The sequence below is a fragment of the Lentzea rhizosphaerae genome (assembly GCF_042649515.1).
GTDB classification, from domain to species: domain Bacteria; phylum Actinomycetota; class Actinomycetes; order Mycobacteriales; family Pseudonocardiaceae; genus Lentzea; species Lentzea aerocolonigenes.
On sequence record NZ_JBHRZI010000011.1, the window covers coordinates 1287835 to 1312400 of the forward strand.

The 24566-nt window shown below is 68.1% G+C and carries 28 protein-coding genes and 1 pseudogene; 13 read left to right on the plus strand and 16 right to left on the minus strand.

The window, feature by feature from the left end:
* Positions 1 to 68: 68 nt before the first annotated feature.
* The 6 genes and pseudogenes from ACFOWZ_RS13925 to ACFOWZ_RS13950 form a co-directional block, all read right to left on the minus strand.
* Positions 69 to 755 (minus strand): hypothetical protein, encoded by a 687-nt coding sequence (locus ACFOWZ_RS13925; protein WP_382372284.1) that lies wholly within the window; start codon positions 753 to 755, stop codon positions 69 to 71.
* A 315-nt stretch (positions 756 to 1070) separates the two neighbouring features.
* Positions 1071 to 1277: pseudogene (locus ACFOWZ_RS13930) on the minus strand (sigma factor-like helix-turn-helix DNA-binding protein); the annotation flags it as partial.
* 68 nt (positions 1278 to 1345) lie between these two features.
* Positions 1346 to 1561 carry a hypothetical protein gene (locus tag ACFOWZ_RS13935; protein WP_382372286.1) on the minus strand — a complete coding sequence of 72 codons (216 nt, stop codon included), beginning with the start codon at positions 1559 to 1561 and terminating at the stop codon, positions 1346 to 1348.
* Between the two features lie 218 nt (positions 1562 to 1779).
* On the minus strand, positions 1780 to 3600 hold the full coding sequence (locus ACFOWZ_RS13940; protein ID WP_382372288.1) for a dynamin family protein: 1821 nt from the start codon (positions 3598 to 3600) through the stop codon (positions 1780 to 1782).
* Entirely contained in the window at positions 3597 to 3962 is a 366-nt protein-coding gene (gene grpE, locus ACFOWZ_RS13945) for a nucleotide exchange factor GrpE (protein WP_382372290.1), read from the minus strand. The genes ACFOWZ_RS13940 and grpE overlap by 4 nt, the downstream gene beginning before the upstream one ends.
* Positions 3959 to 5461 (minus strand): dynamin family protein, encoded by a 1503-nt coding sequence (locus ACFOWZ_RS13950; RefSeq protein WP_382372686.1) that lies wholly within the window; start codon positions 5459 to 5461, stop codon positions 3959 to 3961. Before ACFOWZ_RS13950 ends, grpE begins: the two co-directional genes overlap by 4 nt.
* 54 nt (positions 5462 to 5515) lie before the next feature.
* Between ACFOWZ_RS13950 and ACFOWZ_RS13955 the strand changes: the two genes are divergently transcribed.
* Positions 5516 to 5956 (plus strand): hypothetical protein, encoded by a 441-nt coding sequence (locus ACFOWZ_RS13955; protein ID WP_382372292.1) that lies wholly within the window; start codon positions 5516 to 5518, stop codon positions 5954 to 5956.
* On the opposite strand, the gene ACFOWZ_RS13960 is transcribed toward ACFOWZ_RS13955, so the two are convergent.
* Positions 5941 to 6309: a GntR family transcriptional regulator gene (locus ACFOWZ_RS13960; RefSeq protein ID WP_030465723.1), complete on the minus strand. Its 369-nt coding sequence runs from the start codon at positions 6307 to 6309 to the stop codon at positions 5941 to 5943. The two genes, ACFOWZ_RS13955 and ACFOWZ_RS13960, sit on opposite strands and share 16 nt — an antisense overlap.
* A complete protein-coding gene (locus ACFOWZ_RS13965; RefSeq protein WP_382372294.1) occupies positions 6306 to 6980 on the minus strand; it encodes a hypothetical protein in 675 nt (224 codons plus the stop codon). Before ACFOWZ_RS13965 ends, ACFOWZ_RS13960 begins: the two co-directional genes overlap by 4 nt.
* Positions 6981 to 7095: 115 nt before the next feature.
* Here ACFOWZ_RS13965 and ACFOWZ_RS13970 point away from each other — a divergent pair, with 115 nt between their 5' ends.
* Entirely contained in the window at positions 7096 to 8271 is a 1176-nt protein-coding gene (locus ACFOWZ_RS13970) for a sensor histidine kinase (RefSeq protein ID WP_382372296.1), read from the plus strand.
* A gap of 9 nt (positions 8272 to 8280) precedes the next feature.
* Positions 8281 to 8937 carry a response regulator gene (locus tag ACFOWZ_RS13975; RefSeq protein ID WP_030465720.1) on the plus strand — a complete coding sequence of 219 codons (657 nt, stop codon included), beginning with the start codon at positions 8281 to 8283 and terminating at the stop codon, positions 8935 to 8937.
* Here the strand turns inward: ACFOWZ_RS13975 and ACFOWZ_RS13980 are convergent.
* From ACFOWZ_RS13980 to ACFOWZ_RS13990, 3 genes are read right to left on the minus strand one after another with little or no spacing between them, the layout of a single operon-like run.
* A complete protein-coding gene (locus ACFOWZ_RS13980) occupies positions 8934 to 9830 on the minus strand; it encodes an SDR family oxidoreductase (protein ID WP_382372298.1) in 897 nt (298 codons plus the stop codon). The genes ACFOWZ_RS13975 and ACFOWZ_RS13980 overlap by 4 nt on opposite strands.
* Before the next feature lie 7 nt (positions 9831 to 9837).
* A complete protein-coding gene (locus tag ACFOWZ_RS13985; protein WP_382372300.1) occupies positions 9838 to 10317 on the minus strand; it encodes a pyridoxamine 5'-phosphate oxidase family protein in 480 nt (159 codons plus the stop codon).
* Positions 10317 to 10844, minus strand: a complete 528-nt coding sequence (locus ACFOWZ_RS13990; RefSeq protein ID WP_382372302.1) for a TetR/AcrR family transcriptional regulator — start codon at positions 10842 to 10844, stop codon at positions 10317 to 10319. The genes ACFOWZ_RS13985 and ACFOWZ_RS13990 overlap by 1 nt, the downstream gene beginning before the upstream one ends.
* Before the next feature lie 47 nt (positions 10845 to 10891).
* Here ACFOWZ_RS13990 and ACFOWZ_RS13995 point away from each other — a divergent pair, with 47 nt between their 5' ends.
* On the plus strand, positions 10892 to 11680 hold the full coding sequence (locus tag ACFOWZ_RS13995) for an HAD family hydrolase (RefSeq protein WP_382372304.1): 789 nt from the start codon (positions 10892 to 10894) through the stop codon (positions 11678 to 11680).
* 180 nt (positions 11681 to 11860) lie between these two features.
* On the opposite strand, the gene ACFOWZ_RS14000 is transcribed toward ACFOWZ_RS13995, so the two are convergent.
* Entirely contained in the window at positions 11861 to 12295 is a 435-nt protein-coding gene (locus ACFOWZ_RS14000) for a PPOX class F420-dependent oxidoreductase (RefSeq protein ID WP_030465713.1), read from the minus strand.
* A 130-nt stretch (positions 12296 to 12425) separates the two neighbouring features.
* On the opposite strand from ACFOWZ_RS14000, the gene ACFOWZ_RS14005 reads away from it, so the two are divergent.
* The 3 genes from ACFOWZ_RS14005 (at position 12426) to ACFOWZ_RS14015 (ending at position 15093) form a co-directional block, all read left to right on the plus strand.
* On the plus strand, positions 12426 to 13337 hold the full coding sequence (locus ACFOWZ_RS14005) for an ABC transporter ATP-binding protein (RefSeq protein WP_382372307.1): 912 nt from the start codon (positions 12426 to 12428) through the stop codon (positions 13335 to 13337).
* 5 nt (positions 13338 to 13342) lie between these two features.
* Complete coding sequence (locus ACFOWZ_RS14010) at positions 13343 to 14098, plus strand: hypothetical protein (RefSeq protein WP_382372309.1); 756 nt, start codon at positions 13343 to 13345, stop codon at positions 14096 to 14098.
* 92 nt (positions 14099 to 14190) lie between these two features.
* A complete protein-coding gene (locus ACFOWZ_RS14015; protein WP_382372311.1) occupies positions 14191 to 15093 on the plus strand; it encodes an ABC transporter ATP-binding protein in 903 nt (300 codons plus the stop codon).
* Here the strand turns inward: ACFOWZ_RS14015 and mycP are convergent.
* Entirely contained in the window at positions 15059 to 16312 is a 1254-nt protein-coding gene (gene mycP, locus ACFOWZ_RS14020; RefSeq protein WP_382372313.1) for a type VII secretion-associated serine protease mycosin, read from the minus strand. The genes ACFOWZ_RS14015 and mycP overlap by 35 nt on opposite strands.
* A gap of 155 nt (positions 16313 to 16467) precedes the next feature.
* Between mycP and ACFOWZ_RS14025 the strand changes: the two genes are divergently transcribed.
* The 4 genes from ACFOWZ_RS14025 (at position 16468) to ACFOWZ_RS14040 (ending at position 20387) form a co-directional block, all read left to right on the plus strand.
* Positions 16468 to 16977 (plus strand): hypothetical protein, encoded by a 510-nt coding sequence (locus tag ACFOWZ_RS14025; protein ID WP_382372315.1) that lies wholly within the window; start codon positions 16468 to 16470, stop codon positions 16975 to 16977.
* A 68-nt stretch (positions 16978 to 17045) separates the two neighbouring features.
* Positions 17046 to 17690 (plus strand): tRNA (guanosine(46)-N7)-methyltransferase TrmB, encoded by a 645-nt coding sequence (gene trmB / locus ACFOWZ_RS14030; protein WP_382372688.1) that lies wholly within the window; start codon positions 17046 to 17048, stop codon positions 17688 to 17690.
* A 132-nt stretch (positions 17691 to 17822) separates the two neighbouring features.
* Positions 17823 to 18929, plus strand: a complete 1107-nt coding sequence (locus ACFOWZ_RS14035; RefSeq protein ID WP_382372317.1) for a nitric oxide synthase oxygenase — start codon at positions 17823 to 17825, stop codon at positions 18927 to 18929.
* Positions 18930 to 19232: 303 nt separating this feature from the next.
* Positions 19233 to 20387: a sensor histidine kinase gene (locus tag ACFOWZ_RS14040; protein ID WP_382372319.1), complete on the plus strand. Its 1155-nt coding sequence runs from the start codon at positions 19233 to 19235 to the stop codon at positions 20385 to 20387.
* A 1-nt stretch (position 20388) separates the two neighbouring features.
* On the opposite strand, the gene ACFOWZ_RS14045 is transcribed toward ACFOWZ_RS14040, so the two are convergent.
* Positions 20389 to 20520 carry a hypothetical protein gene (locus ACFOWZ_RS14045; RefSeq protein ID WP_269083623.1) on the minus strand — a complete coding sequence of 44 codons (132 nt, stop codon included), beginning with the start codon at positions 20518 to 20520 and terminating at the stop codon, positions 20389 to 20391.
* A 298-nt stretch (positions 20521 to 20818) separates the two neighbouring features.
* On the opposite strand from ACFOWZ_RS14045, the gene ACFOWZ_RS14050 reads away from it, so the two are divergent.
* Positions 20819 to 22126 carry an amidohydrolase family protein gene (locus ACFOWZ_RS14050; protein ID WP_382372322.1) on the plus strand — a complete coding sequence of 436 codons (1308 nt, stop codon included), beginning with the start codon at positions 20819 to 20821 and terminating at the stop codon, positions 22124 to 22126.
* On the opposite strand, the gene ACFOWZ_RS14055 is transcribed toward ACFOWZ_RS14050, so the two are convergent.
* Positions 22127 to 22804 carry an SDR family oxidoreductase gene (locus ACFOWZ_RS14055; protein WP_382372323.1) on the minus strand — a complete coding sequence of 226 codons (678 nt, stop codon included), beginning with the start codon at positions 22802 to 22804 and terminating at the stop codon, positions 22127 to 22129.
* Positions 22805 to 22818: 14 nt separating this feature from the next.
* Here ACFOWZ_RS14055 and ACFOWZ_RS14060 point away from each other — a divergent pair, with 14 nt between their 5' ends.
* The gene (locus ACFOWZ_RS14060; RefSeq protein WP_382372325.1) at positions 22819 to 23994 is read left to right on the plus strand and encodes an MFS transporter; all 1176 of its coding nucleotides are present in this window, start codon (positions 22819 to 22821) and stop codon (positions 23992 to 23994) included.
* On the opposite strand, the gene ACFOWZ_RS14065 is transcribed toward ACFOWZ_RS14060, so the two are convergent.
* Positions 23967 to 24506: a DUF3455 domain-containing protein gene (locus ACFOWZ_RS14065; protein ID WP_382372327.1), complete on the minus strand. Its 540-nt coding sequence runs from the start codon at positions 24504 to 24506 to the stop codon at positions 23967 to 23969. The two genes, ACFOWZ_RS14060 and ACFOWZ_RS14065, sit on opposite strands and share 28 nt — an antisense overlap.
* Positions 24507 to 24566: the final 60 nt, after the last annotated feature.

Sequence of the window (24566 nt, forward strand, 5' to 3'; positions counted from 1 at the left end):
AAAACACAAGAGGCCTCGGTGCGGTTCTCACCACACCGAGGCCTGTGACCTGCGCTTCAGTTCAGACGTCAGTTCGGGCTGATCCACTGCCCGGTCGTGGAATCGATTCGGACGACACCCTCGAACCGTTCTTCCTCGAACCAGTCGTCCGACTCGTCCAGAATGCCGCTCTTGGAGTCGGTGACGTACCGGCCGTCGGAGTCGATGTGCCCGTGCTCGACCTCGACCCAGTCGTCACCTCGGTGTTCCTGCATCGTGACCTCGCCGGATCGTGTGATCTCGGTCGCCACGTCGGCCCGTCCGTCACCGTTCTTGTCGGTGAACAGCCAGGTGTCACCGTCGTCGTCGCGCACCACCGCGGTGTCGGCCTTGCCGTCCCCGTCGGTGTCCTCGGTCGCCTGCCCGACGTTTCGGTCGCCTTCATCGGTGTCCACGACAATCGCCTGCTTGGGCGAAGAATTTGTTTTTTCTTGTTGGGAGTCGTTCGGGTCGACGGCAACCCACTCACCGGAATTCTCCTCGAACCGCGCCTGGCTCAGGAGATTGCCGTCCTTGTCGAACGTGCTCATCAGATCGGCGTCACCATCGCCGTTCGTGTCGGTGAACGCGAGGTGACCACCGTCGTCGGTCTCGACCACGGCGGAGTCGTTCACGCCGTCGTCGTTGAGGTCGAAGGTGACGTCGGCGGTGTACTCCTCGTCCTCGACGGTCACCTTCAGCTCGGCGTCGGCCGCACCGTTCTCGTCGATGTACACCGGGACACACCTCCTACTGCTCATGTACCGGTATGACCCACGTTATGCCGGTTCGGTTCCGTCGCCAACCGCCTGGCCCGGTTCGGATGACCTTCGACGGCGGTAGGCGGCCTGGCGGCAGGCGTCGGAGCAGTACTTGCGTCTGCGGCCGTACTGGCGGAAGGCCAGCGCACAGGGACAGCCGACGCAACGGGCCACGTCTGGTCCCGACTCACTCCAGCCGTGACGATCGCAGTGAACGAGTGGACCAGGCTCGGTGCTGAGAGCTCCCAGCAGCTCTGCGCGCACATGCCCGGGAAGCTCGACGAACTCGCCGTCCAGGAAGTCACGCAAGACCATTGATCGTAACGGGTGGCGCAGCTTGGACATGACCTTCGACTCGATGAAACGAGCACGGCTGCGGTCGATCCCGTAGATCCGGCCGATTTCGTCCAGAGTGCGCGGGCGACCGTCCAGCAGTCCGAACCTGTGCACGATCACGCCTGCTTCCCGTTCGCTGAGGCTGTCCAGCACCCCGCGAAGCAGCCGCACGTAGGCATCCGCGCCACCGCGCTTCCCGGTCGGATCGACGAAGCCGAGCTGCCGACGCGTCATGCCTCCTCCTCGTTCCGTCGGCTCCTCATCGCTCGGGTGCGGGGGAGCCGGTGGACCAGCGACTTGAACACGTTGACACAGTCGGAAAGCACGATGGGCACGTCGTCGCGATTGGCCCGGCAAAGAGCAACGACCACCACGACGCCGAAGACCAGCACCAGCAGCGCGAGCAGGGCGGCGAGGGCTAGCACCACCAACACGGACAGGGACATCGGCGGCCTCCGGGTACGACGAAAAGCCCCTGGAGCGGGAGCACCGGGGGCTGGCGGTCTGGAAACGAAAAAAGCCCCCGGTGAGATGACCGGAGGCGTGTCGTGGGCACGGATGTCCGCGACCTGACCACCATGAGACCACGGCGAGATCGCCTGGTCAAGACATGTTCGCGCTGGTCAGGCCTCAGGTGGTATGGGGCGCCGAGTTTCGTAACGCTTCAGGCTCTGTCGCGGACGGACCGGATCCGGCCCAGCAGCTCCTCCGCCTTCGCCCGCCCCGACTCCACCTCGGCCAGCTGACGCGTCACGGACTGCAGCTCGCGGCCCCGTTCGCCGGCCTCCATCCGCAACGCGCGGTCGACCTCGCGCAGCTCAGCCTCGATGGCCTCGATCCGCTTGGCCAGGGCCTCGTCCAACGCCAACGAGAGGGCCTGCTCAGCTTCGATGAGCTGCTCGGCGGCGATCTGGTCCACTGTGGACCGTGCATCGGCGATGGCGTCGGAGAGCCACTGCTTGACGTGCTGTTTCTCGGCGGTGTGGGTGCGGGTGCGGGCCATCCACCAGCCCGCGCCGAGGCCCAGGGCGATCGTGACGGGCAGGACGATCGGGTTCAGGGCGGCTATGCCCAGGCCTGCCAGGGGCATGACGGCCAGTTTGCCCGCGCCCAGGCCGCCGGAGACTCCCATGAACACCAGGAGTTTGTCCTCGGCTGTCGGTGGGCGCTTTTCCTTGGGGCGCAACACGACCGGTGGTTGCTCGCCGCGGGCGAACTGGCCTCGGATCAGGGTCAGTTCTTCCGGGGAGAACAGGGTGGCCAGGACTGCGTCCGTCACCTGGGCCAGGCGGACGGACAGTGCGGTGGAGATTCGGCCGGAGACCACCTGCAGTGCTGTGTCGACCTGTTGGGGCAGGGTGGCCAGGGCGGTGCGGTCGGCGGCGTCGATGGCCTGGCGGTACCAGGTCTGCAGGTCACGCATCTGGCGGGAGATCTCGTGCGAGTTCTCGACGCGGGCACGTTGGATCTCGCCCCGCAGGCGGACCTGCCAGCCTCGGGTCGAGGAACGGCGTTCGGTTTGCAGTTCTTCGCGGCGGGCCCTCAGAACAACGGCTTCGTCTTCGCCCACTGACAGAGCGCGCTTCTCGTGTTCAAGGCGCACAACGAGTTCGTCGAGCACTGTTGAGAGGGCGCGCAGGGCGTTGGCTTCGGCGAGCATTCCGGCGCGCCCTGCGACGAGTTCCTGCAGTGCGGTCTGCAGAGCGGCCACGCCCGACCTTTCGCGGAGCATCGCGGCGGCATCCGGGTTCGGGGCTTGGGCGGCCATGCCGAACATGCGGGACGACACCGGGTAGAAGGTCGCGTCGGCGAAGCGCGGGGCGTGCTCGGCCAGCAGGGCGCGGTCGGCGTCCAGGACCTGGCGCCAGCCGCGGTACTGGTCGGTCTTCGTCAGGGCGAAGACGACGGTTTCGACGCGGTCGCCGACCCGTTTGAGGAAGTCGAGCTCGCCGCGGGTGAACGGGGCCGAGGCGTCAACGACGAAGACCAGGGCCGTGGCCGAGGTGACGGCTTCCAGGGCCAGCTCGCCGTGCACCGACTCGAGGCCGCCGACACCCGGAGTGTCCACAACGGACATGCGTTCCAGCAACGGGATCGGAGCGTCGACCTCGACGTAGCGCGGGGGCAGCTCGCCCTCGGGCAGTTCGTGGGCGGCGGAGACCCAGTTGATCAGCGCGGGCAGCGGGAAGCTGACGGGCGCGAGCAGGCCGGGGTAGCAGGCGCGGGCCGCCCAGGACGGGCCGTGCTGGAAGACGAGGTACGTCGAGGTGGCGACGTCGGCGTCGACAGGGGACAGGCCTGGCGTGGCCAGCAGGGCGTTGACCAGCGAGGACTTGCCGCGGTTGGTCTCGCCGACGATCACCACCGACGAGACTTCTGGTGCCGCCCTGCGCGCCACCCAGTCGGCCATGGACGGGTCGAGCTCGCGCACGAGAGAGGTGAGACGTTCGCGCGTCTGCCGGACTGTCTGGGAGAGGTTGCTCATCGGGCCGTGTAGACCGTCACGATCGGGGCTCGCAGAACACGTCCGCGATCGCAGAAGCCGGGTACCTCGGTCTCAGCGACCAGGCCTTGCAACGACAGGTCGTCCGTCGGCACGGTGCCGCCCGCTTCGTGCAGCGACGGGTCGAAGCGCTCACCGTCGGCCCGCAGCGCCACGACGCCTATGGACGACAGGCCCTCCTCGATGCGCTCGACGACGCCGGCACTGGCGCGGTCCAGCGCGTACAGGCACAGCTGCACCAGTGCGCGGCGTTCGGCCAGCGCCTGGTCGAGCAGCTCGTCGGCAATGGTCTCCACACCGTCGTCCGACGCCACTCCGGTCGGATCGGTTCCGTTCACGCTCATCGGTGCCCCCCAGCACGTAGTTGCTGCCAGATGAGGAAATACGCCCGGTGGACGACGTGCGCCACTCGAGCCTGGGCCGGCGTGGCGCCGAACGACGCGAACGAACGCCACCAGCCGGCACGTTCCAGCGAGTACGCGACCAGTTCCTCGGCGGGACGGCCACGAAGCCCCAGCTGACCCGCCACGTCCGGGGTGCTGCCGACGCGCAGCACCTCGTCGGTCAGGTCCTGGGCCAGTGTGACCGCGCCGGACGACACCAGCGTGAGCGCCTCCAGCAGCCGCAGCTGGTGCGCCTCCGGCCTGGCCAGCAGGACCTCGATCGCGTCGTGCACGCGCTGCCGTTCACCCGGATCGACCGAGGCCAGCGAGGTGACCGATGCGAGCGCGGCCGCGGCCTTGATGCCGTCGGCCCGCGCACGGAACACCGCGTCCAGGCGTCCTCGGACGGCGGCGAACCCGGAGGCGTCGAACAGCACCCGCCGCAACGCCCCCGCCGTCAGGCCCGGCTCGGCGTCCAGGGCCTCCAGCGCGCGGCCGATGCCGTAGAGGTCGAGCTTTTCCAGCAACCGCGAGCGCACGCCGGACGCGACGTCGCAGTCCCACGACGTGAAGAGGTCGCCGGACATCAGCATCATCGTGCGGGTGTCCGCGTCCAGCGCCGCGAGCTGCCGCAACGCCTCAGCGTCCGCCGACGTGAACTCACCGGTCTCCGCGGACTCGGCGAGCAGGCTGATCACCGGCAGCACGTCGGCCACCCGCGGCCGCAGCAGCTGGGCCTGCTTCGACGCCAGGATCTCCGCCGCCCGCCACACCTCACCGTCCGAGCCCTCAACGGTTTCCGGTGCGACGGCGTCGACCTTGTTCAACGCGGCGATGGCGTTGACCGGCCCGGCGTCACGAGACGCGGTCGCGGCGGTGAAGGCCGCGATGGTGGAGTGGTCGTCCGCACGCACGCCCTGCGTCACGACGTAGAGAACGGCTTCGGCGCCCGCGACCGCGTTGCGCGACACGGGATCCAGCAGTTCCTCGGTGCGTGCGACCGATGCCGCGTCCAGCGAACCGAGTCCAGGAGTGTCGATGACGGTGAAGTCGCGCAGCACGGCGTTCGTCAGGTACGCCTCGATGTGCGAAACGCCTTCCACGCCCAGAGAAGCGGGAATCATGCCGTTCGCGTCGAACGGCAGCACCTGCCGCCGTCCGTCCTGGAGCACGACTTCGATGCGGTCGACTGTTCCGTACTGATAGCGCGTGACCAGCCGTGTGCACTCACCGACGTCGGTGGGCGCGACCCGCCGACCGATCAACGCGTTGACCAGTGTCGACTTCCCGGACTTGATCCGACCGGCCACCGCGACCTGCAACGGCGCGTGCAGACGGCGCAGCACCTCCTGGAAACCGGCGGCGGTCTGCTGGGAGACCTGTGGTTGCAGGGCAACGCACAAATGGGCCACCGCAGCACACAGCGGTCCGGCCAGTTGTTGTCCCTGCAACGCCGTCACGAGCACTGATCGTGCCACGGTTTGTACGCGTGCGTGCGCGGGTAGCCACAGCTCATGGGTGACAGCTACGTGACGTTCCTAGTGCTGGGGATCGTCCTGGTCGTGGTCGACGGCCAGCTGATCTACCACAGCGGCAAGGGATACTTGAGGCGTGCCGCTGCGTACGACGACGAGCAGGTCGGCGGGATGATGAAGCTCACCGCCGTGCTGTTCCACCTCGTCGTGCTCGGCCTGTTGGCGCTGGTGTCGATCATCAACGTCGAGACCGGCGACCCGGTGAAGAACGTGGTCGTGAAGCTGGGCATCGTGCTGCTGCTACTGGCACTGGCCCACGGCGTCACGATGGCGATCCTGGCCAGGATTCGGGATCGCCAGCTCCAGCAGCAGCTCGCGGACCAGATGGCCGAGGAGCACCGCATCTACGAGGAACGCCACGCGCACGTAGGCGAACCGCGACCCGCGCCCAAGATCGAGTCGCCTTACTCAGCCCCGTAAAGGGCACGCACGGCGTTCAGTGCCTCCCCCTCACTGGCGCCGAGCGACCGAGCGACGGCGACGAACTCCGCCGCGGCGGCGGAGAGCGGGTCCGGTGCATGCGAAGGCAGGGCAGCCACCACGGTGCCCTGCCTTCGTCCTGTCGTGAGGACCCCCGAGGTCTCCAGCTCCCGATACGCCCGCGCGACCGTCCCCGCCGCGAGCCCGAGGTCCGCGGCGAGTTGCCGGATGGTCGGCAGCCGGGATCCGACGGGCAGCACACCACCGCTGATCAGCAGGACCAGCTGGTCGCGAACCTGACGCCAGGGTGCGACGCCGTTGTCGACGTCGACGACGATGCGGGGACCGGTCACTGGTTGATCTTCGTCGGCCGCGGCTTGGTGTGAGCCATCGCGATCCACACCAGGATCCCGAAGAACCCGTACTTCCCCGGTATCAGCACGGCGGCCACCGCCGCTCCGAGACCGGCCGAGACGTGCACGCTGCGAGTGCGCAACGCCATGTCGACGCGCTCATCGCCAGTGGCTGGACGGGCGACCGCCGCCCAGGTGATCACCGCGACCGCCGCCGCGGACGCTCCGAGCCACAACATTCGTTGCCATTCCTGCTGGATGCCGAGGTGGACCAGAACGCCGATGACGATCACGGCGTACGAGAGCAACACGGCCTTCGACGCGATGTCGAAGAGCCCGCGCGGGACGAGTGACGCCACCCGCTGGGCACTGCGAGACGGCCGCAACGCGATCAACTCGGCCAGCAGCGCACCACCGAGCACGATGATCACGAGGTGGGTCATCTGGTCGTCGAAGTCCGGGCCCAACCCACCCGCCAGGTAGATCCAGGGGTAGAGCAGCCGACGTTTCCGCAGGTATCGCACAGCGTCCGTGACCTGCGCCTCCGTGGGATCAGTCACTTCCCACTTCTTCAGCAGACGCTTGCCCGTCGACGGCGTCGGCCAGAGCATCATCGTCAGCACCAGGCCGGCGACACCCATGATCACAGCGGTCAAAGCCCACTCGCGCATCGAGCCCCCAAAGCTTTGTATCAACCCCTCGACACAATAACTCACACTCAGGTAGTACGGTGCGTCAACCCGTGGCGCGACGCGCAGAAGTTCGACCCGCACCTAACCTTGTCCGGTGCGGCGGTTCAGCCTGTGGATGAAGGCTCACCCGGCGTTCGGGGACTCCCTGATCGCCGGGATTTTGCTGATCTTCGACATGGGTATCGCGGTCACCACCGTCGACCAGGGCGTGTCGTTCTCCGCGTACCTCGCGGTGACGTTGCTGATGCTCGGACCGCTGCCTTTTCGCAGGTACCACCCGCTCGGCACCAGCTACCTGACCCTCACGGGCGGATTCCTGCAACTCTTCACGCACGGGGGCATCGACGGCATCCCGGTGCGCATGTCGGACTTCGCGCTGGCCATAGCGCTGTACACACTCGTCGCGTACACGAACCGCAAGACCGCGTTGATCTACACGGGCTGGCTGCTGGCCGGCACGCTGCTCTGGGCGATCTTCCAGGTGGGCGACATCCAGGCCGTGTTCCTGGTGTTCATGGTCTTCGTGATCTTCGGCTTCAGCTGGGCCATGGGCGAGTTCGTAGGAGCCCGCCGCGCCTACCAGAGCGAGCTGGAACAGCGTCTCAAGCTCCTGGAGACCGAACGCGACCAGCAAGCCAAGATCGCAGTGGGCGAGGAACGCTCCAGAATCGCCCGCGAACTCCACGACGTAGTGGCCCACGCGGTGAGCGTGATGATCGTCCACGCCGACGGCGCCGCCTACACCATCAGGTCCCAGCCCGAGGTAGCCGAAAACGCAGTCCGCACGATCGCCGAAACCGGCCGCCTGGCCCTGACCGAGATGCGCCGCCTCCTCGGCGTCCTGCGCAGCGAGGACGCAGAAACCCAGTGGGCCCCGCAACCAGACGCCCGAGGCGTGGTCGAACTGGCCGAGAACACCCGCGCAGCAGGCGTCCCGGTCCGCCTGGAGATCAGCGGCGACGTGGACGACCTCCCAGCAGGCGTGGGCCTGAGCATCTACCGCATAGTGCAGGAAGCACTGACCAACACCATCAAGCACGCCGGAGCCGGCACCACAGCGATGGTCAAACTGGCCCGAACACCAGAAGAACTCCGACTGGAAGTCATCGACAACGGCTTCGGCACACCACACGACGTAGTGAAAGTCTCCGGCGGCAACGGCCTGATCGGCATGAGGGAAAGGGCAGCGGTCCTGGGCGGAGAGTTCGAGGCAGGCCCCAACCCAGGCGGTGGCTGGCGTGTCCGCGCAATCTTCCCCCTGGCCGCATAGGGTGATCGAGTGATTCGGGTGCTGCTGGTCGACGACCAGGAACTCATGCGCATGGGCTTCCGCATGGTCCTGGGAGCCCAAGAGGACATCGACGTGATCGGCGAAGCAGCCGACGGCCTGGACGCCGTCCAAATGGCAGACAAACTCCGCCCGGACGTGGTCCTCATGGACGTCCGCATGCCCGTCCTGGACGGCGTGGAAGCAACCAAACGCATCACCGAGGCCGACACGGCCAAGGTCCTCGTCATGACCACCTTCGACATGGACGAGTACGCCCTCTCGGCCCTCCGCAACGGTGCCAGCGGCTTCCTCCTGAAGGACACCCCACCGTCAGACCTGGTCTCCGCCCTCCGCGCAGTGGCTTCCGGCGACGCAGTGGTCTCCCCGTCCGTGACCAAGCGACTGCTCGGCCGCTTCCTGGGCGACGGCGGCGGCGAACTGCGAGACGCCACCGTCCTGGACGTTCTGACCGAGCGTGAGCGAGAGGTGCTCGTGCTCATCGCGAAGGGTCTGTCCAACACGGAGATCGCAAGGAAGCTCTTCCTGTCCGAGGCGACGGTGAAGACCCACGTCGGACGGATCTTGGCGAAGCTGGAGCTGCGAGACCGCGTGCAGGCCGTGGTGCTGGCCTACGAGACCGGTCTCGTCCGCCCCGGAGACGCCTAGCGGTACTGCTCGGGATCCGCGTCCACGATCGTCCCGGCGATCCGCGGCTTCACGACATCGTCCCACCAGCGACCCCAGTCGGGCTGCGAGCCGTCCAGATCGGTGAACCCGTACTCCCGCTTGAGCCGCCAAGAGGACAGGCACTGCCCGGCGAACCGCCGGCGATCAGGATCCGCAGCCAGGTGGGCGAGCCCACGACCCAGGTAGTGCGGCGTCTCTGACAACGCGTAATCCGGCACCTTCTCGATCGCATCCCGCCAGTTCGCCTCGGTGACCCCGAACGTCTCCAACATCTGCTCAGACCGCAGAAACCCAGGCGTAGCAGCCACAGCCGTCACATTCGGAACGTCGCGAAGATCTTTGGCGAGCACCTCACCGAACCGCCGCACAGAATTCTTCACAGCGTCGTAGGAGAGGTTGACGAAGTAAGCCTCCCCGTCCTCGCCATCAGTAACCTCAACCACCAGCCCGTCCTCAGACTGGACAACCAGCGGCATCAACCGGTGCAGCGCAACGAGATGCGACTCGACCCCGTTCCGCCACATCCGCAGTTGCCGCTCAAGATCGTGCTCCCAGAACTTCCCCCACTCAACGAGGCTCTCTCCACCCCAAGCGTTGTCCACAAAGATGTCGAGCCGATCAATCCGCGCCGCGAGTGCGTCCACATCGGACGGAACCGTGAAGTCGCACCGGACAGCAATCCCCTTGCCACCCGCGGCATCCACCAGTTCCGCAGTCTCCTCGATCGTCTCGGCCCGCCCAACCTCGGACTGCTGCGAGCGCGTGGTCCTGCCGGCGACGAACACAGTCGCCCCAGCCGCCCCCAACTCCACCGCGATCGCCCGCCCAGCGCCACGCGTGGCCCCGGTGACCACAGCGACCTTCCCGCTCAAATCGGGTTCACTTCTTGACGACACTCCGCGTCCCCCTCCCCTCGTGCCAGGACAGAACAACCATCCCGTCCCCTTCGACGGTCAGCTGCACGACCTCGGTGACGTCGAACCGGAACAGGTCGAGCTCCCCACCGTCCGGCATCCACCCGGTCCGCTCGTACAGGTCCTTCAGGTAGTCCGTCTTGTCGGTCCAGAACTCGGCAGTCCCGCTGATCTTCGCGTCCCCCGCTTCCGTCACCGACGCGGTCGTGCTCATGCAGTGCAACGCGAACCGCGGATCCCGCCGCAGGTCCCGTGACTTCAGCGAGTCGAGCATCATTCCCGCCCACAGCTCACCGCGCGTGAAGTCCGGTTCCACGCCGCTGATCCGCGGTGAGCCGTCCTTGCGCAGCGTCGCGATCAGCGCGTGCCGGTCCGCAGCGAACCTGCCCTGCACGAACGCAGCCATGTCGGGCTGTTCCGCCGCGAACTCCGCCCAGGTTGCCATCAGCGCATCCCCTTCAACACCAGATCGATGTCCTCCGTCATGCGTTTCACCAGCTCGCCCCGCGGCCGGACCGACCAGTCCATCGCGGTCCCGTACACCAGCGCGGCGAGGACGCGGGCCGCGTTCGGCGGCAGGTCCTCGGCCGCGCACAGGGTCTCGAGCTCCGACTCCAGCACCGCGTAGTGCCTGGCCAGCAACGCGCGCAGTTCCGGGTCGATCAGGTCGACCCCGAGCTGCGCCAGGTTGTTGGTCGCCACCACCGGATCCGCCAGCCGGTCGAACCAGGTCAGCAACGCCTCGCGGACGGTGCCTGCCTCGCGCATCCGGCGCGTGACCTCTTCCGTGCCCGCCCTCGTCAACGCCTGCAACAGCCCGCTCTTGGAGCCGAACCGCTTCGCCACCGCGCCGACGGACACCCCCGCCTCCGCCGCCACGTCCGCGACGGTGAACTCGGGTCCGCGACGGTCGATGACCGCGGCCACGGCGGCCAGGATCCGTTCGTCGGTGATCGTGCGAGGTCGTGCCACGTTATTAGTGAACCATAATTCACTAACCTTCGCATAGGGTCGTGACAGTGAACTGGAGACCGCACCTGGTCGCGTTGGACATCGACGGAACCCTGACCCCTGTCGGCTCGAACGACATCGCACCCGCCGTGAAAGCGGCGATCACGCGCGTGACGGAACACGGCTCGCACGTCGTGCTGTGCACCGGCCGCAGCCTGATCGGCACGACCCCGATCGCCGCGCAGCTGCCCGCCTCGTTCGCCGTGTGCTCGAACGGCGCCGTGTGGTGGGACCCGGTGAAGAACGAGGTCACCAAGCGCACGACGTTCGATCCCGGCCCGACGGTCAAGACGTTGCAGGCATTGCTGCCCGGCGCCGTGTTCGCGGTCGAGCAGACCGGTGTCGGCAACCTCTCGCTCGGCGACTTCCTGCCCGGCGACCTGTGGGGCGTGACGAGCAACGCGACGTTCGACGAGATCGCCGCGACCCCGACGCCGCGGCTCGTCATGCGCTGGCTCGACCGCACGCCAGCCGAGCTGTCGTTCGCGGTGAAGGACCTGGAGCTGCCCGGCATCGAGTGGTCCGTCGACCACACCGAGGCGTGGCTGACCGCGGTGCCGCAGAACGTCACGAAGGGCTCAGCGCTCGACGAACTCACGCGGGAGCTCGGCATCAGTGCGGAGGACGCGCTCGCGATCGGCGACGGGTCCAACGACGTCGAGATGCTGAAGTGGGCGGGTCTGGGCATCGCGATGGGACAGGCGCCCGCGCACGTCCAGTCGGAGGCGGACTCGGTCGCACCCACCGTGCTGGAGGACGGTGCGGCACAGGTGCTGGAGCGGTTCTTCCCCGCCTAGACGCAGGCCTGGATCGTCTCGCGCAGCCAGCGCTGGGCGGCGGCAGAGAAGAAGGGGAGTCCTGTCCGTTCCTGTTCCTGATTGGCGCGAAAAGCACGTTCGGGCGATCTATCGGCCCCAACGTGCTTTTCGCGCCAAACCGGGCAGCGAGGGTTACGGACAAGACCTCTGGCCAGGTGCTCAGTCGGACACGTTCGTCTTCGCGACGATCTTGTCGATCTTGACCCGGACCACCATCTCGCCGGGCACGCCGTTGCGTTCGGCGTAGTGGTCGGCCTGGTCGGCGCCCATGTAGCGGGCGGCGGTGCGACCGGCCCAGTACTTGAGCTGCTCCGGGTCCTCGTCCACCTGCGCGCGGCCGGTGATGGTCACGAAGTTGAACGGCGGCGTCTCGTCGTCGAAGCACAGGGCCACCCGGCCGTCGCGCAGGATCGACTTGCCCTTGATCGTCTCGCGCGAGGTCAGGAAGACGAGATCGGGACCGTCGAGGTCCACCCACACCGGTGCGACGTGCGGCGAGCCGTCCTTGCGGGTGACGGCGAGTTTTCCGGTGCGCGCGGGCGTGGCGAGGACGAACTCGCGCCACCAGCCTTCGGGAGCTTCCGTGTATCCCATGCGGCTCATTCAACTACGACGGAGGTAGCACCACAGAACAACGGAAGTTGACGGGTTCGCAGACCGCAGAGCGATGTGCCCGACCCCCTCGGAGCAGGACAGTTGTCCCATCACCGAGAGGGGAAAGCTGATGATCGAGGCGATCGGCCTCACCAAGAGATACGGCAGGACGGTCGCGGTCGACGACCTGTCGTTCACCGTCCAACCTGGACGGGTGACCGGATTCCTCGGTCCGAACGGCGCCGGCAAGTCCACCACCATGCGGATGATCCTGGGGCTCGACCGTCCGACGGCAGGCCGCGTGCTGATCGACGGCAAGCCCTACACCGAGCTCGACCGTCCACTGCGGACGGTCGGTGCGCTCCTCGACGCCAAGTGGGTGCACCCCAACCGTTCCGCCCGCGCTCACCTGCGCTGGCTCGCCAAGTCCAACGGACTGCCGGACAACCGCGTGGACGCGGTGCTCGAAGCCGTCGGTCTCACCCAGGTCGCGGGCAAGAACGCGGGCGGGTTCTCGCTCGGCATGTCGCAGCGGCTGGGGATCGCCGCGGCACTGCTCGGCGACCCGAAGGTGCTGCTGTTCGACGAGCCGGTCAACGGCCTGGACCCCGAGGGCATCCTCTGGATCCGCACGTTCATGCAGAACCTCGCCGCGGAGGGCCGCACGGTCCTGGTCTCGAGCCACCTGCTGTCGGAGATGGCGCTGACGGCGAGCGAGCTCATCGTGATCGGCAGGGGGAAGCTGATCACCCAGAGCAGCACGGCGGAGTTCATCGACCGCTCAACGGGCAACTCGGTTCTCGTGCGCAGTCCTCAGCTGTTCAAGCTCGGCCCCCTGCTCGTCGACAAGGGCTTCACGGTTCGTGACGGCGACGACGGCGCGTTGTCCGTATCGGGTGCCACGAGTGACCAGATCGGTGACATCGCGGCAGCGAACGGTGTCGTCCTGCACGAGCTCAGCCCGCAGCGCGGTTCGCTCGAAGAGGCGTTCATGCAGCTGACCGGTGATGCTGTCGAGTACCACGCAGAGATCGGGAAGTGAGTGCGATGACCCTGTTGGCAGTTGAGAGAATCAAGCTCTTCTCGACCCGTTCGCCCTACTGGTGCACGGCGCTCGCCCTGGTCCTGGGTGTCGGTCTCACCGCGATCATCACGGGGACGTCGGAAACGGGCCAGATGTCCATCGGCCTGACGCAGCTCGGCAGCAGCCAGCTCGCGCTCGCCGTCGTGCTGGTGATGTCGGCGCTCGCGGTCACCACCGAGTACCGCTTCAACACGATCCGCGCCACGTTCCTCGCGGTGCCGGGCCGGACGTCCGCGCTCGTCGCCAAGACCGTCGTGGTGGCGCTCATCGCCGGTGTTCTCGGCGAGATCATCGCGTTCGGTTCGTGGGGCCTCGCCAAGGTGATGTCCCCGACCTCCGACCTCGCGATCAACACGGGCGCCGAGTGGCGGCACGTCGCGGGCGTCGGGCTGCTGTACGCGGTCGGCGCGGTCCTCGCGATCGCGGTCGGCATCCTGGTCCGCCAGACCGCCGGTGCCGTCGCGATCCTGTTGGTCTGGAACATGCTGCTCGAAGGCCTGATCGGGATCATCCCGAAGGTCGGCATCAAGATCCAGGCGTGGCTGCCGTTCCAGAACGCCAACCACTTCCTCGCCCTCGGCGGCGGGGACGCGGCCGAGCAGCCGGGCGCGGGCATCGACTTCAAGCTGAGCCAGTGGGGATCGCTGGCCTACTTCGCCGGCATCGCGGTCGCACTGCTGGTGGTCGCGCTGATCGTCGCCAAGCGCCGGGACGCGTGACCGGTCCGGAAAAAAGGGGGAGCGGGACGCAGGTCATCCATCGGGGGGATGACCTGCGTCCCGGTCGGTTCTTCTAGCGAACGGGAGAGGCCATGATCCAGGCAGTGCGGTTGCGCAAGCACTACGGCAGGACGAAGGCGGTCGACGACCTGTCGTTCACCGTCAAGCCCGGCCGCGTCACGGGCTTCCTCGGCCCGAACGGCGCCGGCAAGTCCACGACCATGCGGATGATCCTCGGCCTCGACACCCCCACCGGTGGCGACGTCACGATCGACGGGAAGTACTACTCCGAGCTCAAGCAGCCGCTGCGCAAGGTCGGCGCGTTGCTCGACGCGAAGTGGGTGCACCCCAACCGTTCCGCGCGTGCACACCTCAAGTGGATGGCGGTTTCGAACAAGATCCCGACCAGCCGCGTCGACGAGGTGCTCGAGATCGTCGGACTCACCGAGGTCGCGCACAAGAAGGCCGGCGGGTTCTCGCTCGGCATGTCGCAGCGGCTCGGCATCGCGGGCGCGTTGCTCGGCGACCCCGAGGTGCTGCTGTTCGACGAGCCGGTCAACGGTCTCGACCCCGAGGGCATCCTGTGGATCAGGCAGTTCATGCACCGGCTCGCGGACGAGGGCCGCACGGTGTTCGTGTCGAGCCACCTGCTCTCGGAGATGGCGCAGACCGCCCAGGACCTCATCGTGATCGGCAAGGGCCAGCTGATCTCGCAGACCACCACCGAGCAGTTCATCAGCGACGCCACCCAGGACCACGTCCGCGTGCGGTCACCTCACGCCGTGAAGCTGCGCGAGATCCTCGCGGCCAACGCGACGGTCACCGAGGACGCGGTCGACGGAGCCCTTGTGGTGCACGGCGTTCCGGCACCACAGATCGGTGAGATCGCGGCGGAGAACCAGATCGTGCTGCACGAGCTCAGCCCTCAGCGCGGGTCGCTGGAGGAGGCCTTCATGCAGCTCACCAAGGAGTCGGTGGAGTATCACGCGCACTAGCGGGCCCGTCACCCACAGGAGCCCCTCCCGCCTCATTTTCGCGCACGCGGGGACCCCACGTTTCCTTGGACGGTACGTAGGGTCCCCGCGTGCCGTCCGGGAACGGTGGGGTGGTTGCTCTGCGTGAGCGGAGGGCCGGTAGCGCGATCAGGAGCCCGGTCATCACCGCGGTCCCGCCCGCGACGGCGGCGACGAACGGCAGCCGGGCGGAGATCTTCGCGGCCGGCTGCACGGCACGTTGCTCGGCGCGGGTCGGGGTCGGTTGCGCGGTCGACGGTTTCGGGGGCGGCAGCAGCGGGTTGCGTTCCACCGCTGGCAACTGCGCGGTGAGCGCGCCCATCGGGTTGACCAGTCCGAACCCGGTCGTCGCGTCGCGGCCGGGCTCTGCCACGTCCTGCGCGGTCTTGATCAACGCGTTGACGACGTCCTTGGCCGGCATCTCGGGGTGCTTGGCGCGCACCAGCGCCGCGACCCCGGACACGATCGCCGACGCCGCGCTCGTGCCGTCCATCTCGGCGTAACCGCTGGAGTAGACGCTTTGCGGCGCGGTGGTGACGATGCCCTGCGCCGGTGCCGCGAGCACGGTGTCCGCACCGACGTTGGACGACTTCCACGGCTTGCCCTCGCGGGTCGTGCCCGAGACCGCGATCACGCCACCGATGTTGGCGGGCGCGGAGACCTCCTTGCCCTCGTTGCCGGTGGCGGAGACGAGGACGACGTCCTTCTCGATGGCGTAGTTCACGGCCTTGACCAGCGACGGTGTCATCGTGCTCGAGAAGCCCAACGACATGTTCACGACCTTGGCGCCGTGGTCGGCCGCCCACCTGATGCTCTGCGCGACGACGTCGAGCGAGAACTGTTCCTTCTCCGCGCTCGCGATCGGGAGGATCTTGGCGGCGGGCGCGATGCCGAGCGCACCGCCGTTGCGGCCGGTCGCGGCGATGATCCCGGCCATCCCGGTGCCGTGACCGTCGGTGTCGGTCGTGCCGTCCGTGCCCTTGGAGCTGCCGAAGCCGGTCCCGGGTAAGACCTGCCCCGCGAGGTCGGGGTGCTTGGCGTCGACCCCGGAGTCGATCACCGCGACGACCACGCCGTCACCGCGCGCCTGGTCCTGCGCCGAGTAGACGTCGAGCGCGTCGAGGTGCCACTCCTGCTCCTCGATCGTCTGCGCGGCGAGCAACAACGGCAGCGCAACGGCGAGCGCGGGAAGCAGGGCCACGTCAGCTACATCGTGTTTCCACGTCACCGCGCAACGTGCCTGGCGTCACACGTTGCGTAATAGTGTTGTTAACAAGCCGTGAAACACCACTTTCTGGACATCTTAGGCGTTTGGCTTCCCGTTCAATGGGGATATCCCCGCTGCGGAGGTGGCCAGTGGTCCGTGTCGAAGCAATGCTCGGCCTCGAGTGGGCAAGCGCGCTCGAGGCTCCCAACCCTGCCGAAATCGCCCTCACCCCTGCAGAGGCGCGCCGCTCCTGGGTGAACCGCGCCGACGAGACCGAAGTTCTCGCGATGTACCGCGCGGTGCGCTCCGCCGAGGACGCTCCCGCGCCGTGGTGGCTGCGCGCGCTCGATCGCGGCCGCCTGCGCTCCCGTACCGAAGGTCACGCCGTCGAGGACGCCGTGACCGAGTTGCTCTCGTCACGTCCCGGCTGGGTGTTCGTGCCCTGGGTCGACCTCGGCGAGGTCGGGTACTGGGAGTACGTCCCCTCCGAAAGCGGTGTCTACGGGCCGGCGACGCCCACGACGGTGCAGTTCACCGACTCGCACCGCGGGTTCGTGCACCTGGTGCCGGCGCACCACGGGCCCGGCCAGGCCCAGCCCATCGACTTCACTGTCGCTGACCTGCGTGCTCAGATCGAGGACATCGAACTGATTGCGTAGGCTGTCGGGTCGTGACCCGGCCTGAGTTCCACCGTTCCATCGTCAGCTTCGTCCAGCGCGGCGAGCGCATGACCGTGGGACAGGAGCGTGCCTGGGACACGTACTGGGAGAAGATGGGCAACGACGTGAAGTCCTTGCCCGAGGGCACGCTGGACTTCACGTCGTGGTTCGGCCGTTCCGCGCCCGTGCTGCTGGAGATCGGTTCCGGCATGGGCGAGACCACCTCGCAGCTCGTGGCCGCCGCGCCCGAGCTGAACTACGTGGCCGTCGAGGTCTACAAGCCGGGACTCGCCCAGCTGCTGCTGCGCGCCGAGCACCTCGGCGGGCTGGACAACCTGCGCGTGCTGCGCGGTGACGCCGTCGACCTGCTGACCGACCACATCGCTCCCGCGTCGCTGCACGGCGTGCGGATCTTCTTCCCGGACCCGTGGCCGAAGAAGAAGCACCACAAGCGCCGGCTCGTGCAGCCGGAGTTCGTGGCGCTACTCGCGTCGCGGCTGGAGCCCGGTGGCGTGCTGCACCTCGCGACGGACTGGGAGCACTACGCGGAGCAGATGCTCGAGGTGTGTTCCGGCGAGCGGCTGCTGACCAACATGTACGACGGCTGGGCGCCTCGTCCCGACTGGCGGCCCGTCACGAAGTTCGAGCAGCGGGCTGTGAACGAGGGCCGCGTTTCGCACGACCTGATGTTCAAGCGGAACGACCTCACCTGATAGAGATCTCAAGCTGAACGTTCGGCCACTACGGGTCTAGGTCTCACCCGTTCGGGTGGCGGCTGTTGATCACCCGAAATGCCCCGAGTGGCAGTGACGCGTGAAGCCGTTCCGGCCTTAGGTTTCCGCTCCGTGACCCCCGACGTCCTCCCCGTCGCGGAGGAGTTCGTCCGCATGTTCCACGCGGCGCACTCCGACGCAGGCTCCCTGTCCGCCCGCATCGCCCAGGTGCGCGCCGAGATCGCCGAGACCGGAACCTACCGGCACACCACCAACGAACTCGCGTACGGCGCGCGGATCGCGTTGCGAGATTCCGGCTGGTGCACCTCGGGTGTGCCGTGGCGCCGGCTCAAGGTCCGCGATCTGCGTGGCTACCGCAACGCCGCCGCCGTCGCCGGAGAGTGCGTCGAGCACCTGCGGCTCGCGACCAACGGTGGCGAGATCCGGCCGCTGGTAACGGTTTTCGCGCCGGACGCGCCCGGCTCGCCCGGCCCGGTGATCTGGAACGAGCAGCTGATCCGGTACGCCGGGTACGCCGACGGGGTGGGGGACCGCCGGTACGCCCAGTTCACGGAAACCATGCAGGGCATGGGATGGCGTCCGCCCGTGCGACGGTCACGCTTCGACCTGCTGCCGTTGGTGGTGGAGACCCAGCACGAAGGACCGCGGCTGTTCACGCTGCCGTCCGAGGTCGTGCACGAGGTTCCGCTGGAGCACCCGACCCTGCCGTGGTTCGGCGAGATGGGCCTGCGCTGGCACGCGGTCCCGGTCATCTCGAACATGCGACTGTCCATCGGCGGCGTGAACTACCCCGCCGCGCCGTTCAACTCCTGGTTCGTGGGCGCCGAGATCGGCACCCGTTCCCTGGCGGAAGAAGGCGCTTACGGCGTGGCGCGCCAAGTCGCTGAAGCGTTGGGTTTGGACACGACGTCCGAACGCACGCTGTGGCGGGACTTTGCGACCGTTCACCTGAACGCTGCAGTGCTGCACTCGTTCGACAAGGCGGCCGTCACCATCACGGACCACCACGCGGAAGCGTTGCACCGCCTCGCGTGGTTGCGCTCTCGCCAACGTCCGTCGGCCGCGCGTCCCGCGTTCAGGTTGGACACCGCCGCCGCGGCGCGCGCACGGACCGGTGCTCCGGCGCGCTTCACGGCCGCGTTGGACGAGACCCGTCCTCAACCGACGAGCAGGCTGGCGGAGTTGCTCCGCCAGCAGAACTCCCTGACCAGCGTCTGACTTCCCCATCACACGCTGGTCTGCCCTGTGTGGCCCTAGCGCTGGGAGTCGATCATGACTCCCGACAGGGCCATCAGCGCAAGGACCAACAGGCCGACCACAGCGGCGGCCCAAGTGAACACAACTGACAACATGGCGTCCTCCGTTTCCCCGACTTCCGCTCCTCCAGAGTCCGTGACCGGGGCGTGATCCGGCATCCGCCGTGAGGGTATTTCCGCAGGTCGCCCACTCAGCCTTCTGGCTGATGGTGGGTGAGCCTCCGGTCGGACGCGGGGTAGCACTTCCGGCTTTACTGTGTGTCGGGTGGAGAGCACGGACTTGAACTGGCGGTTGCTCGCCAAACGCCAGTGGCCGCTGGCGCTCTCGCTCACCGGCATCGTCATCGCGGAGGCCGGCGCGGTCAGCGGGCTCGGCTGGTGGCAGGTCCCCGGCGTGCTGGTGATCTGCGCGATCTCGGTGCTCGCACCCCGCCGCCCGTTCGACGCGGCGCTGGCAGTGGCGTTCGCGATCGTCTGCGTGGCGGTCTACATGCGGTTTCTCGGTGTCGCGATCGAGCCGCACTTCTTCATCAGCGGTGCCAACGTGTCGATGGCCGGTGCGGCGATGGCGACCATCTCGGTGCTCGTGCGAGACGACGCCCGCTGGCGGGCGGTGATCGGCACGGTGCTGGTGTTGGCCGCGATGGTGTCCGCCGAGGTCCTCGGGTGGCCGATCGTCGCACCGGTCGAGTACGACGAGTGGGCACCGGATACCACGTCCTACCTGTTCGGCGCGGTACTGCTGCTCATCCTGTCGGTGGGCAGCGGACTGTACTTCCGGGCACGGGACAACGAACGCGCGTCCCAGCTGGCGGCTTCCGTCGCGGCGGCCCAGAACGCCGAGCGGATGGCGTTGGCGCGCGAGCTGCACGACGTGGTGGCGCACTACGTGACGGCGATCGTGGTGCACGCACAGGCAGGTCAGCTCAACCGCGAGGTCGACGTGCTGCCGGCCATCGCCACGTCCGGCACCGAGGCGCTGACCGCGATGCGCCGTCTCGTGGGGACCATGCGGGACGGCACGTCGGCGGGACCTGCCGCGTCCTCGTCCCTGATGGACGACGTGCGGGAGCTGGCCGCGGAGTCCGGTCTGCCGGTGCGGCTGTCGTTCGAGCTGGAGGACGCGGTGCCGCAGGAGCTGGCGCGCTCGGTGCTGCGGCTGGTGCAGGAATCGCTGACGAACACCCAGAAGCACGCGGCTTCGGTGTCCTCAGTGGACGTGGCACTGTCCTCGAGCGACGGCGTACTGCGACTCGCCGTCGACGACGACGGCATCGCCTCGGGAGTTCCCGTTGGCGGCTCTGGAGGTTACGGGCTCGTCGGCATGCGCGAGCGCGTGGCACTGCTGGGCGGAACGTTCTCCGCAGGCCGACGCGAACCGGCTGGGTGGACGGTCCGCGCCGAACTGCCTCTGGCGTAGCTCAGCGCTCGTCGCGAATGACGTCGAACTCCTGCGTCATCTCGACATCGCTGAACTGGTCGTCGTTCTGTGGGTCGATGTCGGCCACTGATGCCTCCGCGTGATCACGCCCGTACCGTGCGGTGGTGATCATGCCAACTCAGCGGCGAGTCGGCGGCTTGGGGGTGGCGGGCTTCTGCGCGCGGCGGAACGATCCACTGGAAGTGCACGGCTTCTTCGACATGATCTTGTGACGTCCCTGGTCTCGTGAAGGTTGCCCGGGAAGCACAAAGGGCCCGCCGGTTCGTGCCTGGCGAGCCCCTTGGTCAGGGAGAAGTTTTGGCCGGGGCGCGGACCCTGGGGGTCGGCCCGCGCCCGACAGAGCGAGGATTCCCGCGTGTTCCGGATCCATGCATGCTTGTGATCGGCATCACAGTGGCAGGATTCTCCGCATGTCACTGCGCCTGCACGCCCCGGTGGTCCTGCCCTGCGACGAGTCCTGCTCCGTGCTGCGGGACGCGGTCGTGGACGTCGTCGACGGCCGGATCACCTACGTGGGTGAACTCGCGTCCGCGCCGGCGTTCGACGGCGAGGTCCGGCGGCTCTCCGGAATTCTGCTGCCCGGCCTCGTGAACACCCACGCCCACAGCCCGATGACGGTGCTGCGCGGCCTGGGTTCGGACCTGCCGCTGCTGCGCTGGCTGCAGGAGCAGATGTGGCCGAACGAGGCCAGGATGACCGCGGCCGACGTCGGCACGGGCATGCTGCTGGGCGCGGTCGAGATGCTGCGGCACGGCGTCACGACGTCGGCCGAGATGTACTTCCACGGCCCGGAGCTGGTGTCCTCGGTGCTCGCAGCCGGGTCACGGGTGGTGTTCGGCGGGGCGATCCTCGACGTGCCGGGCATGGACTGGCGAGCGCTGACCGACGACATCTCGGCGTGGATCGACGCCGACGGGATGCGCTTCGGCCCCGGTGAGCGGATCGAGCTCGCGTACGGCCCGCACTCCGCCTACACCCTGTCGGCCTCCCAGCTGACCGCGGTGGCCGTCGAGGCACGGGCCCGCGGCGCGCTGCTGATGGTGCACGTCGCCGAGTCGCCGTTCGAGGACGAGGCGCAGCGAGCGGAGTTCGGTTCGGTGCCCGCGTTGCTGAAGGCCTCGGACGTGCTGGGCGGCCGCGTGCTGTCCGCGCACTCCGTCCACCTCTCCGACGACGACATCGCGCTGTACGCGTCGTTCGGCGTCGGCGTGGCGCACTGCCCCGGCTCCAACGCGAAGCTCGCCTCGGGCATCGCACGCGTGCCGGAGATGCTGGCCGCGGGAGTCTCCGTCGGACTCGGCACCGACGGACCGGCGTCCAACGACGACCTGGACCTGTTCGAAGAGGCACGACTGGCAGGGCTGTTCGCACGCGTGTCCAAGATGGACGCCACGGTGCTCGGCGCCGCGCAGGCGTTGCTGATGGCGACCCGTGGCGGCGCCGCGGCCCTGGGACGTGACGACATCGGGGCGCTGGAGGCCGGGCGGTGGGCCGACGTCGTGCACGTCGACGCGGACGACCCCGCCTTCGCCACCGGCCTGGACGCGCCGGACCCGCAGCTGCTCGCGAACCTGGTGTGGGCCTCCGGGGCTCGCCGGGTCACCGACGTCTGGGTGGCCGGTGACCACGTCGTCTCCGGTGGGGAGTCGACGCGGGTCGACCGGCGGGAGGCCCAGGCCGGAGTGACCGCGGTGGCTCAGCGGTTGCGGAACGCCTGATCAGCGCGGCCGAGGCCGCACCACGACCTCGGTGATGTGCGCGTCCGGCGTCGCCAGCACGGCCGACGCCACGGCGCGCCCCACCGAGGCCGGGTCCAGGTACTGGGTGGCGTCGTACTCGCCGCCCTCCTGGCGCCGCACCTCGTGCTGCATCGGCGTGTCCGTCCGGCCGGGGAACACCGAGGTCACGCGCAACGACGGCTCGTCTGCGCGCAGGGAGTCCGCGTAGGCCCGCAGCGCGAACTTCGAGGCCGCGTACACGCCCCAGCCGGGGTTCGCGTTCTTGCCGGCGCCCGAGTTGATCAGCACCACGTGGCCCGAGGCTGCTCGCAACGCCGGGAGCAGCAGCTTGGTCAGTGACGCGACGGCGAAGACGTTCACCTCGAACGTCCTGCGCCAGTCCTCGTCGGTGGCCTCGCCCAGCGGTCCGAGCAGGGCCACTCCCGCGCTGTGCACGACGACGTCCAGGCGCGACACCGTGCTCAGGTCTGCCGACGCGACGTCCGTGAGGTCGAACGGCCAGGCCTGGGAGCCGGGGAGCTCGGCGGCGAGCACGGAGAGGGACGTTTCGTCACGTCCGCCTAGCAGCAGATCGTGAGTCGGGGCCAGACTTCGGGCGATGGCCGAGCCGATTCCACTGGATGCCCCGGTGACGAGGGCGACCGGACGATCACTCATGGGGGAACCGTAACGTGCCGAAGAAGTTGATCCTCCCGTATCTGTGCCTGCTCTACTTCATCAACTACCTCGACCGCGTGAACATCGGGTTCGCCGGGCCGAACGGCATGTCGGAGGAGCTGAAGCTCTCGGCGACCGTGTTCGGGTTCGCCTCGGGGGTGTTCTTCATCGGGTATCTGCTGCTGGAGGTGCCCAGCAACCTCGCGCTGCACCGGTTCGGGGCGCGGAAGTGGATCGCCCGGATCATGATCAGCTGGGGGATCGTCGCCACCGCAATGGCGTTCGTGCCCAACGGGACCGTGCTGGTCGCGCTGCGGTTCCTGCTGGGCGTGGCGGAGGCCGGGTTCTTCCCCGGGATCATCCTCTACCTGACGTACTGGTACCCGGAGAAGGAACGGGCGCGGATCGTCGCGCTGTTCATGGTCGCCGTGCCGATCTCGACGGCGCTCGGGGCCACGTTCAGCGGGTTGCTGATCCAGTGGACCGACTGGCGCACGATGTTCCTGATCGAGGGCCTGCCGGCGATCGCGCTGGCGTTCGTGACGTGGTTCTGGCTGCCGGACCGGCCTGCGGAGGCGATCGAGGAGCCGGAGAAGGAGCACTGGCCGTTGCGCAAGGCCCTCACGCACCCGCGCGTTCTGGCGTTGAGCTTCGTGTACTTCGGGATCGTGTACGGGTTGTACACGCTCGGGTTCTTCCTGCCGACGATCATCAAGGAACTCGCGCCGGGAGCGGGAATCGTCCAACGTGGACTGATCAACGCGATCCCGTACGCGCTCGGCGCGGTCGCCATGGTCCTGTGGGCCAGGCACGGCGACCGCACCGGGGAACGGAAGTGGCACGTTGCCGCGCCGATGTTGCTCGGTGGAGCGGCCATTCCGGTGGCGCTCTACCTCGAGAACCCCGTCGCGGCGATGGTCGCGGTCTCGGTCTGCGCGATCGGTGTTTGTGCCGCCCTGCCCACGTTCTGGGCGCTTCCCACGGGTTTTCTGGGCGGCACGGCTGCTGCGGGCGGAATCGCTTTGATCAACTCACTGGGCAACGTGAGCGGGTTCGCCGCTCCCTACGTCACCGGGTGGCTGCGCGACCTCACCGGGACCCAGAAGACCGGCCTCTGGGTCGTCGGCATCACGATGGTCAGCGCGGCCGTGGTGGCGCTGGTTCAGCGCGCGGGTGCCGAGAAGGTGTAGAGCGCCTCGTAGTGCACGGACGTCTGGGTGCCTTCGGTGCATCCGCCTGCCGGTGCGACACCACCCTTGGTGGCGAGGCGCTGGACGTAGCTGATGCCGGCGAACACACCGGAACCCCTGGTGGACTTGGTTTTCAGCAGGAGCTCGGGAACCGCTCCTGCAATTTCGTTGCGGGCACCGTCCACAGGGGCGGCCTCGACGGCGCTCCCGTCGACAGTGGACACCCAGATCGGGCCGCGCGTGTGCAGCGCGACCGCCCTGCCGAGCCGGTCCGCCAGGGTGGCGGCGGGTTCCAGCAGCTTCCACGCCCCGGTCGTGCAGGTGTAGGTCTGCACGCCCTTGGCGTAGAACTTGCCGACGAGCTTGTTGCCGGGTGGAACCTTCACAGCGGATGCGACCTGTGCGTCAGGCCCGTTCATGGCCTCTGGGGTCGGTGCGGCGGTGGAGGCGGCGCCACCTGCCGCGAGGCCTAGTAGAGCTGTAGCGACGAACACGAGCCGAGCTCGTTTCATGACTCACTCCTATGTGGACAGACAGTGCGACGTGTCTTCGTTGTCCGCGGTGCAGCCATC